Consider the following 14,184-nt stretch of genomic DNA (forward strand, 5'->3'; position numbering starts at 1 on the left):
ATGCGATCGTCGGCAGCGTCAGATGTGTATAAGAGACAGGCCTGCGCCGCCGCCCGACCCGTTCGCGCCGCCGCCTCCCCCCGACGCGCCGGCGCCACCGCCGCCACCGGCTGCGCCGGCACCGCCGTGGATGCCCCCGGCGGCGCAACCGGCCGCGGCCTCGGCTGACGGGCAGAATCCCACCCCATTCACCGGCACGCCGCCGTTCGGGCCGCCCTCGTTCGTCCCGAAAACCGGCTCGACGGTGGGTGTGGCCCAGCCGATCATCATCAACTTCCCCGGACCGGTTGAGGACGCCGGCGCGGCCATCAACGCCGTACACGTCTCGTCCGTGCCGCCGGTGTCGGGCAAGTTCTACTGGATGACCCCGACCCAGCTGCGCTGGCGCCCGCTGAGCTTCTGGCCCGCGCACACCGCGGTGACCGTCGACGCCGGCGGCACCGTGACCAACTTCCAGACCGGCGACACGCTGATCGCCACGGCCGACGACGCCACCCACCAGCTGACCGTCACGCGCAATGGCACCGTGGAGAAGACTTTCCCGATGTCGATGGGCATGACGTCCGGTAACCACCAGACCCCCAATGGCACCTACTACGTGCAGGACAAGAAGGCGTCGGTGGTGATGGACTCCTCGACCTACGGGGTTCCGGTCAACTCGACCTACGGCTACAAGGTGACGGTGGAGGACGCGGTCCGCTTCGACAACGTCGGCGACTACGTGCACAGCGCGCCGTGGTCGGTGGACGATCAGGGCAAGCGCGACGTCAGCCACGGCTGCATCAACATCAGCCCCACCAACGCCAAGTGGTTCTTCGACAACTTCGGCCCGGGTGATCCCGTCATCGTGAAGAACTCCAGCGGCGGAAACTACAAGAAGAACGACGGCTCGGCCGACTGGATCAATTAGCCTTCAGCCCAGCAGACGCAAAATCGCCCATTCCGACGCGGAATTGGGCGATTTTGCGTCTGTCGGTGAGTGCATGCTTCTGGGGCTTTCGCCGGCCCGCCGATTATGTATAGCATCATACATAAGCTAGGCCCGAAGGAGCGGCGATGCGCAGTCCACGCGAGCGGATGGTGATCTCCGCCGCGCTGTTGATCAGGGAGCGGGGGGCGCACGCCACCGCGATCTCGGACGTCCTCGAGCACAGCGGCGCGCCGCGCGGATCGGCCTATCACTACTTTCCGGGCGGGCGGACCCAACTGCTTTGCGAGGCGGTGGATTACGCCGGTGAGCACGTCGCCGCGATCATCTCCGCCGCCAAGAACGGCCCCCAGTTGATGGACACCCTGATCGAGAAGTATCGCCGCCAACTGCTCGACAGCGACTTCCGCGCGGGCTGCCCCGTGGTCGCGGTTTCCGTGGAGGCCGGTGAGGAAGAGCGCATGGCGCCCGTCGTCGATCGGGCCGCATCGGTGTTCGACCGCTGGAACGACCTGATCGCGCAGCGCTTCATCGCCGACGGGATACCGCGCGCGCGGGCCGGCGACCTGGCGATGCTGGCCACCACCGCGCTGGAGGGCGCGATCGTGCTGGCCCGGGTGCGCCGCGACCTCACCCCCCTCGACGTCGTGCACCGCCAGCTACGTGACCTGCTGTCGGCCGAGGCGAACAGAAAGGACGTCCCGCGATGACTTGTGAATGGAAGTCCACGGCGTGCATCCTGTGCGAGTGCAACTGCGGCATCGTCGTCCAAGTCGAAGATCGGCGGCTGGCCCGCATCAGGGGCGACAAGGCTCACCCGGCGTCGCAGGGATACACCTGCAACAAAGCCTTGCGGCTGGACCACTATCAGAACAGCGGCGCCCGATTGACCTCTCCGCTGCGGCGGCGCGCCGACGGCAGCTTCGAGGAGATCGACTGGGACACCGCGATTGTCGAGATCGCCGAGGGTTTCAAGCACATCCGCGACGCCTACGGCGGGGACAAGATCTTCTACTACGGCGGCGGCGGGCAGGGCAACCACCTGGGCGGGGCCTACAGCGGCGCGTTCCTCAAAGCCCTCGGTTCGCGCTACCGGTCAAATGCCTTGGCCCAGGAGAAGACCGGTGAAGCCTGGATCGACGGTCAGCTGTACGGCGGTCACACGCGAGGCGAATTCGAGCACGCCGAAGTGTCGGTGTTCATCGGGAAGAACCCGTGGATGTCGCAGAGCTTTCCCCGCGCCCGGGTGGTGCTCAACGAGATCGCCAAGGACCCGAAGCGGTCGATGATCGTCATCGATCCGGTCGTCACCGACACCGCCAAGATGTCCGACTTCCATCTACGGGTGCAACCGGGCACCGATGCGTGGTGCCTGGCCGCGCTGGCGGCCGTCCTCGTCCAGGAAAACCTCTGTGACGAAACGTTTCTGGCCGACCACGTGCGCGGCGCCGACGCCGTCCGCGCCGAGCTGCGCTCGGTGCCGGTGGCCGAGTACGCGCAACGGTGCGGGGTGGACGAAGAGTTGTTGCGCACGGCGGCGCGGCGCATCGGCGCGGCGGCCAGCGTCTCGGTGTTCGAGGATCTCGGTGTGCAGCAGGCGCCCAACAGCACGCTCTGCTCGTACCTGAACAAGCTGCTGTGGATATTCACCGGCAACTTCGCGAAAAAGGGTGGCCAGCATCTACATTCGGCGTTCGGGCCGCTGTTCGGCCAGTTCTCCGGGCGCACGCCGGTGACCGGTGCCCCCATCATCTCCGGATTGGTGCCCAGCAACGTCGTTCCCGAAGAGATCCTGACCGATCACCCGGATCGGTTCCGGGCCATGATCGTGGAGAGCAGCAATCCGGCGCATTCGCTGGCCAACTCGGCCGCGTGCCGGGAGGCCTTTCAGGCGCTGGAACTGATGGTCGTCATCGACGTCGCGATGACCGAGACCGCCCGGCTCGCGCACTACGTGCTGCCCGCGGCATCCCAGTTCGAGAAGCCGGAAGCCACGTTCTTCAATCTGGAGTTCCCGCACAACGCTTTTCAGCTGCGCCGTCCGTTGCTCGAACCGTTGCCGGGGACGCTGCCCGAGCCGGAGATCTGGGCGCGGCTGGTGCGCGCCCTGGGCGTGGTCGACGATGCGGATCTGCGGCCACTGTCCGAAGCCGCCCGGCGCGGGCGACAGGCCTACACCGAAGCCTTCCTCACCGCCACCGCAACCAACCCGACCGTCGCCAAGCTGCTTCCCTATGTCCTCTACGAGACGCTCGGGCCCACGCTGCCGGACGGTCTGCAGGGCGCGGCCGCGCTGTGGGGGCTCGCCCAGAAGGCCGCCCTGACCTATCCCGAGGCGGTGCGCCGCGCCGGTCACGCCGACGGCAACGCGCTGTTCGACGCGATCCTCGACACCCCGTCCGGGGTGACGTTCACCGTCCACAACTACGAGGACGACTTCGCCTTGATCAGCCACGCCGACCACAAGATCGCGCTGGAAATCCCTGCGATGCTTGACGATTTGCGGGCGCTAACCGCAGCCCCGCCGCGGCTGACCTCACCGGATTTCCCGATCGTGCTGTCGGTGGGCGAGCGCCGCGCCTACACCGCCAACGACATCTTCCGCGACCCCTCCTGGCGTAAACGCGACGCGGACGGGGCGTTGCGCGTCAGCGTCGAGGACGCCCTGGCGCTCGGGCTCGTCGGCGGGTGCCGCGCCCGCATCAGCACCGCGGCCGGCAGCGCCGAGGCTACCGTCGAGATCACCGAGACCATGCTGGCCGGACATGCGGCCCTGCCCAACGGATTTGGGCTCGACTACGTCGACGGCGACGGGCATACCGTTACCCCGGGGGTCGCCCCCAACGCGCTCACCTCGACGGAATGGCGCGACCCCTACGCCGGCACTCCGTGGCACAAACACGTGCCCGCCCGGATCGAGCCGGCGGGAGTGCCCGTCAGTTCCAGATCCTGACCCGGCGCTGCGGCTCGAGGAACAAGGCGTCGTCCTCGGACACCTCGAAGGCGTCGTAGAACGCGTCCATGTTGCGGATGACGCCGTTGCAACGGAACTCCGGCGGCGAGTGCGGATCGGTTGCCAACCGCCGGATCGCTTCCGCCTGACGGGATTTGGTGCGCCACACCTGGGCCCAGCCGTAGAACACGCGCTGCACGCCGGTGAGACCGTCGATGACGGGCGCGGGCCGGCCGTTCAGCGACAGCTGGTAGGCGAGCAGGGCGATCGACAACCCGCCCAGGTCGCCGATGTTCTCGCCGACGGTGAATGCGCCGTTCACGTGGTGGCCGGCGTCGAGCCCCCGGGGCGTGTACGCCGCGTACTGCTCGATGAGCGCCTTGGTGCGAGCGCCGAATTCGGCGCGGTCGGCGTCGGTCCACCAGTCCACCAGGTTGCCGTCGCCGTCGTACTTGGCGCCCTGGTCGTCGAAGCCGTGCCCGATCTCGTGCCCGATCACCGAGCCGATCCCGCCGTAGTTGGCGGCGTCGTCGGCCTCGGCGTCGAAGAATGGCGGCTGCAAAATGGCTGCCGGAAAAACGATTTCGTTCATCCCCGGGTTGTAGTAGGCGTTGACCGTCTGGGGCGTCATGAACCACTCGTCTTTGTCGACCGGGCCGCCGAGCTTGGCCAGTTCGCGGTCGTGGTTGACCGCGTATCCGCGCTGGAAGTTGCCGTAGAGGTCGGTGCGGTCGATCACCACCTTGGAGTAGTCCCGCCACTTCGCCGGGTAGCCGACCTTGGCGACGAACTTGTCCAGCTTGGCCAGCGCACGCTCCCGGGTTTGCGGCGTCATCCAGTCCAGCTCGTTGATGGACAGCCGATAGGCCGCCTTCAAGTTCTCCACCAGCGCGTCGATGCGGGCCTTGGCGTCCGGCGGGAAATACCGTTGCACGTAGAGCTTTCCGACGGCATCGCCCATCAGGCTCTCCACCAGCGAGACCGCCCGCTTCCAGCGTTCCCGGATCTGCTCGGCCCCGGTGAGCAGGCGGCCATAGAAGTCGAAATCCGCGGCGACCAGCTCGTCGGTCAGCCAGGACGCGCGGGCGCGGATCAACCGCCAGCGGGCCCAATCCTTCCAGTCCGCCAGGTCGGCGCCGGACCACAGGTCGGCGAAGGCGGTGAGGTAATCGGGTTGCCGCACAATGGTTTCCGCGAAGTCCTGCGGTGTGGCGCCCAGCGCGTTCACCCAGCCGGTCCAGTCGAAGCCCTTCCCTTCGGTCTGCAGATCGGCGAAGGTGCGCAGGTTGTAGCTGAGCTCGGCGTCCCGCCGCTTGACCACATCCCAGTGCGCGGCGGCCAGCTTGCCCTCCAGGTCCACGATGCGGGCCGCGGTCTCGGCGTGCGCGTCCGGGGTCCCGCCGTACACTAGGCCGAACATCCGCGCGATGTGACCGGGATAGGCCGCCAGCACCTCGGCGTGCCGCTCCTCACGGAAGTAGGACTCGTCGGGCAATCCGATGCCGGACTGGGTGACGTGCACCAGGTACCGGGCCGAGTTCTTGGCGTCGGTATCGATATACAGCGCGACGCCGCCGCCCACTCCCGTGCGCTGCAACGCACCCACCGCCGCGGCCAACGCGTCCGGGTCCGCGGCGTCGTCGATGGCGGCCAGCTCGTCGAGCAGTGGTTGCAGGCCGCGGCGCTCGACGGCCTCCTCGTCGAGAAAGCTGGCGTAGAGGTCGCCGATGCGTTGCTGATCGGTGCCCGGGGGCGCGCCGGTCTCGCTGGCCTCGATGATCAGGTCGCGCACCTGTTCCTCGGCGCGGTCGTGAAGGTGTCGGAACGCGCCGTCGGTCGCCCGGTCCGCCGGGATCTCGTATTCGGCCAGCCAGCGGCCGTTTACGTGACCGAACAGGTCGTCTTGGGGGCGGGTGTTGGCGTCGACATGGCTCAGGTCGATCCCCGAGCGAATGGCCTCTACAGTCACCCCGCCATCCTTCCATCTTTGTCGGGTGCGACGATCGGGCCATGTCCGACGGCGAGCGCACCGAGCCAGAAACCCAGGAAACGGAAGAGGCAGATCTCGCCGAACCCGACGAACCCCTTGACGACGAATCCGAGGTCGCCGACGGCCCGATGTTCTCCCCATACGGCATCGCGTCGGCCGTCCTGGGCGTGCTGTCGGTGGCCGCGATCGTGTTCGGGTTCTTCCTCTGGTCCGGGCATCGCGACGACACGGCCGAACGCCGCTACCTCACCCGCGTCATGCAAACCGCCGCCGACTGGACGGGCGTGCTGATCAACATGAACAGCGGCAACGTCGACTCCAGCCTGCAACGGCTGCACGACGGGACGGTCGGCGAACTCAACACCGACTTCGACGCCGCCATGCAGCCCTACCGGCAGGTGGTGGAGAAGCTGCAGTCCAAGAGCGCCGGGCGCATCGACGCGGTGGCGGTCGAGACCGTGCGCCACGACCTGGACACCCAGCCCGGCGTTTCCCGGCCCGTGGTCACCACCAAGTTGCCGCCCTTCGCAAGCCGTCTGGATTCGGTCATGCTGGTCGCGACGTCGGTCAGCGAGAACGCCGGCGCCAAACCGCAGACGGTGCACTGGAACCTGCGGCTCGACGTCGTCAACGTGGACGGGAAGCTGATGATCTCGGGACTGGAATCCATCCGATGAGAAATTTGTGGCGCCTGCTCGCGTTCGACATCCTGGCCCCGGTGGCCGCGATCGCGGGGTTGCTGGCGATCGGCCTGATTCTGGGCTGGCCGCTGTGGTGGGTTTCGGCGTGCTCGGTGCTGGTGCTGTTGATCGTCGAGGGAGTCGGGGTCAATTTCTGGCTGCTGCGCCGTGATTCGGTCAGCGTCGGTACCGATGACGACGCGCCGGGCCTGCGATTGGCCGTCGTCTTGCTGTGCACGGCCGCGCTGGTGGCCGCGGTGGTCACCGGATACACGCACTGGACGCGCTCGGACCGCGAGTTCAAGGACGACTCCCGCGACGTGGTTCGGGTCGCAACGGGCATGGCGGAGGCGATGGCGTCGTTCACCCCGGGCGCCCCGGACAGCTCGATCGACCGCGCCACGGCGTTGATCGTCCCCGACCACGCCGCCGCGTTCAAAGAGCAGTACACGAAGACCAGCGCCGAGCTGGCCCAGCACAACGTCACCGCTCAGGCCGCGACGCTGGCGGCCGGGGTCGAGGCCCTCGGGCCGTCGGCGGCCAGTGTGGCGGTGATCCTGCGGGTCACCCAGAACGCGCCGGGCCAGCCCGCCAGCCGGTCGGCGCCCGCGCTGCGGGTGGCGCTGACCAAGCACGGCGATGCCTGGCTGGTATCGGACGTGCTGCCGATCAGGTGATCAGTTGGAGTCGGCCGAGCGCGTCGACTTCACCTTGACGAACCGATCCGACAGTCGGCGCATCCGGATCATCAGCGCGGCCGACGGGCTGGTGCTGCCGTCCAGGTAGGCGATGAGCTCCTCGGCGGTCACCCCGATGCGGGAGGCGAATTCCGCTTCGGCCAGGCCCGATCGGTCGATGAGCAGCCGCACGTGGCGGGCCACCTCGGCCCGTTCGTTGGCCTCCAGGTGGGTGCGGGCGCGTTCCAGCACCTCCCACAGCGCTTTGGAGATGCCGTAGGGGCGGGTGCCTTCGAGCACCTCTTCGACCTGGCGGGCGGTCCGCCCGTACGGATCGCGCTTCAAAGCCGCGGCGATGCGCTTCCAGGTGGCGATGTCGCCGCCCTGCAGCGCGGCACGAATGGCGGACGTCGGCCAGAACTCCACCGGCTGGTCGGGGTCTTGAACAGGTCCACTGGGAGATTCGCCGCCGGGGGCGCCCTCGCGCATGTGCGGATCGGTGGCCGGCCGGTGGGACGGCAGTGTGGAGCGTCGGTCAGGTGCCAACGTCACCTCGCCTCCTCCAGCATCGCTACGGCCACCGACAGGCAGCGCTGCCTGATCTCCTCCCAGTCGGGGTGGGCGTCGGCCTCGGACGACCCCTGCTCGTCGTTTAAATCACAGGGATCCGGATCAGCGAGTCGACGGACCAACTGGGTGGCGATCCATTCCCGCCTGGGCGACTGACAACAGTAGTACCTGTCCATGCCGGCCAGCACCACAGCGGCGGTCTCGGGCTCCAACGTTTCAACCATATCGGCAAAGTCGGCGTAATCGCGGCGACTGTTACGGCACATGATGAGGTAGCCCTTCAGCCGCAGCGTCTCGGCGCCGGTCGGGACCAGCAGCCGGTCGCCGGTGGGCAGCTGAACGTGGGTGGTTTCCACCGGGCTGCGGCGTTCGTACACCGACCGGTCCGCGGTGTCGGTCTCGCTCTCCAGCGCGTCGATGGCGACCGAAAGCCGCCCCCGCCACAACGTGACCGGGTGCACGGGCCGGTCCGACCCCACGATCGCCTTGGCGATGCCGTTGCGTGACGTCAGGCCACCGACCAGCTTCTTGGCCGTGCCGTTGGTGTGACCGTTGCTGCCGGTTCTGCGCTCGGGGGCGCCCACCGCGACGCCCGCCTTCTCGTCGTCGATGTTGACCTGATGGGGAATCTGACCGGGGTCACGGCCGCGATCCTGGTCCGGTCCCCGCAGCTGCGCGCCCTGCCTCTCCTTGCCGCTGCGCCCGCAGCCGGTGAACGCCAGCGGATCGGTCACGCAGATGGCGTCGGGCGCCAAGTGCTTGAGCTTGGCCGCCGACTTGAGCACCATCCGCAGGTCGGCGTTGGGCGCAGTCAGCGCCGATATGTCGTCGGGAATGACCACGACGTCGCCGAGGTCGACCTCCGGGAGCGGCCGGTCGAAGTCGACCGACGGCAGCACGCGCGACAGCCACGGCGGGATCCACCAGTTCCATTGCGCGAACATCGCCATCAGCGCCGGTACCAGGACCAATCGCACCACCGTCGCGTCCACGGCAATCGCCACCGCGCACGCCACGCCGATCTCGGCCACCAGCGGCATGCCGGCGAACGCGAAGCCGATGAAGACGGCGATCATGATCAGCGCCGCGCTGGTGATGGTGCGGGCGCTGGTGCTCACGCCGTACGCGACGGCGTCGCGGGTGTTGCCGGAATGCAGGAAGCGTTCCCTGATGCGGGTCAGCAGGAAGATCTCGTAGTCCATCGACAACCCGAAGGTCATCGCGAGCACCAGCGGGGGGACGGTGCTGTCGATCGAGCTGATCTGGGCGAACCCGAGGTCCTTCAGCCAGCCCCACTGGAACACCATCACCAGGCTGCCGTAGGCGGCCGCGACCGACAGCAGGGTCATCAGCACGCCCTTGAGCGCCAGGAACACCGAGTGGACCGAGAGCAGCAGCATCACGAACGCGATCAGCGCCACGATGGCCAGCACCAGCGGCTCGGTCTTGGACACCTGGTCGTCGAAGTCTTTGATCAGCGCGGTCGGGCCGCCGACGTCCACTCGTGCGGTTCCCCTGTCGGGCACCTTGGGCAGCTGCGCGCGCATCCAGCCGACGGTCTCGCGGGCGCGCATGTCCTCGGGGTCGACCGACAACACCGCGGACAGCAGGGTGCTGCCGTTGTCCTCGGCGAATTGCGGCGGCGCCACCGTGACGATGTTCGGGGCCTGCGTCATCCGCTGCCGGATCGCGCTGATGGTCTGGCTGTGTTCGGGCGAGGCGGCGCCGCCGTCCGGGAAGGTGACCAGCACCCGAATCGGGCCGAGCGCGCCGGGGCCGAGGGCCTGGGCCGCCGCGCCCACCCCGGCGCGGATTTCGTGCGACGAGTCGAACTGGCGCAACAGGCTGTTGCCCAGCACCATCGAGGAGGCCGGCGCGGCCATGACGAGCAGGACCAGCGAGGCGGCCAGCGCCGAGATCCACGGCCGGCGCATAACCCAGCCGATCCAGCGGTTCCAGAACCGCGATTGGCCACCCTCCGGCCCGCGCGACCAATGCAGGAATGCCGATCGTTTGGCGGCCGAGCGGCCGAACGTCGCCAGCGCCGCGGGGGTCAGCGTGGTCGAGGTCAGCATCGCGACCGCGACGGCCAGGATCGCCCCGGTGGCCATCGATTTCAGCGCCGGGGTGTTGATCACGTAGATCCCGGTGAGCGAGGCGACGACGGTCATCCCGGACAGCACCACCGCCAGCCCCGAGGTGGCCATCGCGGCGTCGACGGCCTCCCGCGGCTCGCGGCCGGACCGCAGCTCCTCGCGGAAGCGCATCAAGATGAACAGCGAATAGTCGACGGCGAGGGCGATCCCGAACATGGAGACCGTCGAGGTCACGAACACCGACATGGTCGTGTAGGCCGACAGCAGGTAGACCAGGCCCATGGTGACCACGACGGTGCACACGCCGAGGGCGAGGGGGATCGCCGCGGCCGCGAGGGAGCCGAACACGGCGAGCAGGACGATCAGGATCACCGGCAGGTTCCAGCGCTCGGCGGCGGCGATGTCGTGCTTGGTGTTCTGCGCCGCGGCGGCGCTGAGCGCGCCCTGCCCGATCACATACAGCCGCACCCGGCCGTTGGCGGTCTGGCCGGGCTGGTCGCCCTTGATGCCGACCTTGGTGCGCAGCTGCTTGGCGACGTCACTGGTGTTGCGGGAATCCAGGCGCAGCGACAGCACGTACGGCCGATCGGGTTGGGGCGGACGCTGGGTGGGGTTGGGCACCTCCGAGACGCCGGGGACCTCGGCGGCGGTCTGCCTCAGTTGCGCGACCGCGTCGTTGATGTCGGCGTAGCTGGCATCGGGGCGGGGCGCGGCCACCAGGGCCAGCGAGGACGACCCCTGGTCGTGGTAGAGCTCCTCGAGCTGATCGTGGACGAGCAGCGACTGCGAACCGGCCACGTCGAAACCGCCGCCGGTCAGGTTCCCCGACTGCGTCAAGGCCAGATAGATCGCCGGAACCAAAGCCAGCAACCAGCCGGTGAAGACCAACCAGCGGTACTTACGCAGGCTGCGGCTGAGGCGCATCATTAGCTGCTGGATTTCGTCACTCCCCGTGTATCGCGTAACGCGTGTTGGCGAGAATACCGCAGCGACCTGTGGATGATGTGAGCTTTCTAGTTCCTGAGCTGCAACGACGGCGTTGTTGCCAAGACGCTGCCGAGCCGTTGTGAGCCGGTGACCGGCGGGATTTTCCTCACAGGGCCTCGCTCGGGCTGGCAGGGGCGCCGCCGGCGATGGCAGGATGTCGGATGGCCCGCGGAGCCCTGGGGAGCTCCGCTATCGAAGAGGCCGTCTATTGCAGCCGTTTGCGAGGCGTCGGTGCTGCGTGCGACGTCGCAAACACTAAGGAGTTTCCATGACGAGAGGCACCGCCACCGGGCGCCGCAGAATCTTCGCCGGGCTGATCGCCGGCACCCTGCCGTGCGCCGCCCTCGCCGTCCTGGCGGGACCGCCGGCCACGGGCGCTACCGACCCGTGCTCGGCCAGCGAAGTCGCCCGGACGATCGGTTCGGTCTCCAAGTCGATGGGGGACTACCTGGACTCGCATCCCGAGACCAACCAGACGATGACCTCGATGCTGCAGCAGCAGGCGGGCCCGCAGTCGATGACCGGGCTGAAGTCCTACTTCGAGGCCAACCCCAAGGTGGCCGGCGACATGACGTCGATCGCCCAGCCCCTGACCAACCTGTCGCTGCAGTGCAAGTTGCCGATCTCGCCTACCCAGGCGATGGGCATGATGCAGCAGGCGCAGGGCGCCGCCGGTGGGCTGCCCGCCCTGCCGGGTAATGCGGCAGGGGCGTCACCGCTGGCCGGCACGCCGGCCGCCCCGCCGGCGGCCACCGGCCCCGTCGCACCGGCGCCGGCCAACCCGCTGTCGGGCCCGTCGCGCGGCAACACCGCCGGCTAGTTCTCGGTTTCCGCGCTGCGGTCGGGCGGTAACGGGCCCTGTAGGGCGGTCTCGGTCGGATCGTTGGCGGGCTGGTTCTGCTGCGCGGTCGGTTCGGTGTCGGGCACCGCCTCTTCGTCGTCCGGGACGGCGACGTTCTCCGTGCGGAACACGAAGAAGAACACCACCCAGCCGATGGCGGACATCAGCAACCAGCTGATCAGCCGGTAGATCAGCATGGCCGAGATCGCGTTGGGCAGCGACATGCCGCTGGACACCAGCCCGGGCACCAGCACCGCCTCCACCACCAACAACCCGCCCGGCATCAGCGGTATGGTGCCGACGGCGCGGGCGGCCGCGTAGGCCACCGTCAGCCCGGCGACCGACGCGTGATCCCCGGCGGCGTACGCCGCAAAGCCGAGGCACGCCACGTCGGCGACCCAGTTGAACATCGACCAACCGAACGCCACCCCCATGTCGCGCCGGCCCAGGCTCACCGATTCCAGCTGCATCAGGGTCTGGCGCCACCTGTCCAGGCCGGTGTCGGCGGGCCGCCCGCGGACGGAGTTGACCCAGGACAACACCCGGCCGCCGATGCCGTCGATCAGCTCCGGCCGTGACGCGACGGCCTGGGCGAGAATCAGCAACGCGACGAAGCCGCCGAGGGTGAACAGCAACGAGAACGGGTTGTTCTTCGCGCCGAGGAAGAACGCGCCGCCCAGCCCCAGCAGCGCCAGACCGACGGCCTGCAGGACGCCCCCCATCACCAGCTGCCACGACGCGACCACCGTCGAGGCGCCCCAAAGCCGTTGCTGCCGAAGCAAAAACGTGGCGGACAGCACCGGTCCTCCGGGCAGCGTGGTGCTCAGCGAGTTGGCGGCATAGATGGCGGCTTCGGATCGCAATTGTTTGACGTGTACGCCGGCCGACCGCAGCAGCGTGCGCTGGATTTGCGCGAAGCTGTGCATCGACGCGGCCGACGCCACCACCGACGCCAGCAGCCACCACCAGTTCGCCTCGTACAGGCTCATCCAGGCCTTGGCCAGCTGATGCCAGCCCAGGGCGACCTCCACGGCAAGCACGATGGCGACGATCCCGAGGATCACCCACCGCAGCCACCAGTACTTCCCGCGCGGGGCCTCTTCGCGCGGGAAGTCGAGATTGCGGGCGGGTGCGTCGTGCGACACGTGATTTAGGGTAACGGTGCAGGTGGCGCGGGGATCGCCGCGCGTCGCCGACCGTGTCTTGGAAGTTCCGGGGTCGTAACCGGATCGTGCCGGGGTGGTCGCGGCCGGCCGGCGTGCGGACGGGTCCGCGCACGTTTGGCGGTGCCCCGCGCCGGATAGGCTCACCCAATGCCGGCAAACACCGACGACGCTTCGGTCGAACCCCTCGTCCGGAAGACCGCAGCCTGGGCCTGGCGTTTGCTGGTCATCCTCGCCGCGCTGCTCGCCCTGCTGTGGGTGGTGAAGAGGCTCGAGATCATCATCGTCCCGGTGCTGGTGGCGCTGCTGGTCAGCGCCCTGCTGCTGCCGGTGGTCGACTCGCTCGACCGGCGCGGCCTGCCCCGCGGCGGGGCGGTGGCGATGGTGCTGCTGGGTGGGTTCGCGATCCTGGGCGGCATCCTGGCGTTCGTCGTCATTCAGTTCATCGACGGTCTGCCGGGTCTGACCGAGCAGGTGACCCGCAGCATCGAGTCCACCCGGCGCTGGCTGATCCACGGGCCGGCGCATTTGCGCCGCGAACAGATCGACAACGCGGGCAACGCCGCGATCGAGGCGCTGCGCAACAATCAGGCGAAGCTGGAAAGCGGCGCCCTGTCCACCGCGGCCACCATCACCGAGCTGGTCACGGCCGCGGTGTTGGTGCTGTTCACGTTGATCTTCTTCCTCTACGGCGGGCGGAACATCTGGGCCTACGTGTCCAAGATCTTCCCGGCCGACGTCCGCGGCCGGGTAAGCGAGGCCGGCCGGGCCGGCTACGGGTCGCTGACCGGATACGTGCGCGCCACTTTCCTGGTGGCCCTGACCGACGCCGCCGGGGTCGGCACGGGCCTGGCGATCATGGGCATCCCGCTGGCGCTGCCGCTGGCCTCCCTGGTGTTCCTGGGCGCCTTCATCCCGCTCGTCGGTGCCCTGATCTCGGGGCTGGTGGCCGTGGTGGTCGCCCTGTTGGCCAAAGGCATTGTGTACGCGCTGATCACGCTCGGTTTGCTGATCGCGGTGAACCAGCTGGAGGCCCATGTGCTGCAGCCGCTGGTGATGGGTCGCGCGGTCTCGATTCACCCGCTCGCGGTGGTGCTCGCCATCTCCACGGGCGGGGTGCTCGCCGGGATCGTCGGCGCGCTGCTGGCCGTGCCGACGGTCGCGTTCCTCAACAACGCGATGCAGGTGCTGCTAGCCCCGGATCCGGCCGCCGAAGCCGAGAAGCAGACCGAAGAGGCCGACGAGGGCAGCATCATGGAGGCCGAACCGGACGAACCCAAAGCGAAGGCCGACTGAGGC

Annotated in this window: 11 protein-coding genes; 7 read left to right on the forward strand and 4 right to left on the reverse strand. The window is 68.5% G+C overall.

Translation table 11 applies throughout. The annotated features are described in order from the left end of the window. Positions 1-22 precede the first annotated feature (22 nt). The 3 genes from A5781_RS22140 to A5781_RS22150 all read left to right on the forward strand — a co-directional run bounded on the left by A5781_RS22140 (position 23) and on the right by A5781_RS22150 (position 3,881). Positions 23-910: a L,D-transpeptidase family protein gene (locus A5781_RS22140; protein WP_067211925.1), complete on the forward strand. Its 888-nt coding sequence runs from the start codon at positions 23-25 to the stop codon at positions 908-910. Positions 911-1,056: 146 nt separating this feature from the next. Continuing rightward, positions 1,057-1,638 carry a TetR/AcrR family transcriptional regulator gene (locus tag A5781_RS22145; RefSeq protein WP_067211930.1) on the forward strand — a complete coding sequence of 194 codons (582 nt, stop codon included), beginning with the start codon at positions 1,057-1,059 and terminating at the stop codon, positions 1,636-1,638. Beyond that, a complete protein-coding gene (locus A5781_RS22150) occupies positions 1,635-3,881 on the forward strand; it encodes a molybdopterin-dependent oxidoreductase (protein ID WP_067211934.1) in 2,247 nt (748 codons plus the stop codon). The genes A5781_RS22145 and A5781_RS22150 overlap by 4 nt, the downstream gene beginning before the upstream one ends. Here the strand turns inward: A5781_RS22150 and A5781_RS22155 are convergent. After that, positions 3,865-5,850, reverse strand: a complete 1,986-nt coding sequence (locus A5781_RS22155) for a M13 family metallopeptidase (protein ID WP_067211938.1) — start codon at positions 5,848-5,850, stop codon at positions 3,865-3,867. The two genes, A5781_RS22150 and A5781_RS22155, sit on opposite strands and share 17 nt — an antisense overlap. A 41-nt stretch (positions 5,851-5,891) precedes the next feature. Here A5781_RS22155 and A5781_RS22160 point away from each other — a divergent pair, with 41 nt between their 5' ends. Next, a complete protein-coding gene (locus A5781_RS22160; protein ID WP_067211941.1) occupies positions 5,892-6,548 on the forward strand; it encodes a hypothetical protein in 657 nt (218 codons plus the stop codon). Beyond that, on the forward strand, positions 6,545-7,228 hold the full coding sequence (locus A5781_RS22165; protein WP_067211945.1) for a hypothetical protein: 684 nt from the start codon (positions 6,545-6,547) through the stop codon (positions 7,226-7,228). Before A5781_RS22160 ends, A5781_RS22165 begins: the two co-directional genes overlap by 4 nt. On the opposite strand, the gene A5781_RS22170 is transcribed toward A5781_RS22165, so the two are convergent. Both A5781_RS22170 and A5781_RS22175 read right to left on the reverse strand, forming a co-directional pair. Then, positions 7,229-7,717: an XRE family transcriptional regulator gene (locus A5781_RS22170; protein ID WP_231987303.1), complete on the reverse strand. Its 489-nt coding sequence runs from the start codon at positions 7,715-7,717 to the stop codon at positions 7,229-7,231. It lies immediately after the preceding gene. Between the two features lie 59 nt (positions 7,718-7,776). After that, on the reverse strand, positions 7,777-10,821 hold the full coding sequence (locus A5781_RS22175) for an efflux RND transporter permease subunit (RefSeq protein ID WP_067211951.1): 3,045 nt from the start codon (positions 10,819-10,821) through the stop codon (positions 7,777-7,779). A 328-nt stretch (positions 10,822-11,149) separates the two neighbouring features. Between A5781_RS22175 and A5781_RS22180 the strand changes: the two genes are divergently transcribed. Next, positions 11,150-11,701, forward strand: coding sequence for a hemophore (locus A5781_RS22180; RefSeq protein ID WP_067211955.1), 552 nt, complete (start codon positions 11,150-11,152; stop codon positions 11,699-11,701). On the opposite strand, the gene A5781_RS22185 is transcribed toward A5781_RS22180, so the two are convergent. Then, positions 11,698-12,867 carry a TIGR00374 family protein gene (locus tag A5781_RS22185; RefSeq protein ID WP_067211959.1) on the reverse strand — a complete coding sequence of 390 codons (1,170 nt, stop codon included), beginning with the start codon at positions 12,865-12,867 and terminating at the stop codon, positions 11,698-11,700. The two genes, A5781_RS22180 and A5781_RS22185, sit on opposite strands and share 4 nt — an antisense overlap. Before the next feature lie 168 nt (positions 12,868-13,035). Between A5781_RS22185 and A5781_RS22190 the strand changes: the two genes are divergently transcribed. Then, positions 13,036-14,181: an AI-2E family transporter gene (locus tag A5781_RS22190; RefSeq protein WP_067211964.1), complete on the forward strand. Its 1,146-nt coding sequence runs from the start codon at positions 13,036-13,038 to the stop codon at positions 14,179-14,181. The last annotated feature ends 3 nt before the right edge of the window (positions 14,182-14,184 follow it).

It is taken from the genome of Mycobacterium sp. 852002-30065_SCH5024008 (genome assembly GCF_001665645.1).
GTDB classification, from domain to species: Bacteria; Actinomycetota; Actinomycetes; order Mycobacteriales; family Mycobacteriaceae; genus Mycobacterium; species Mycobacterium paraffinicum.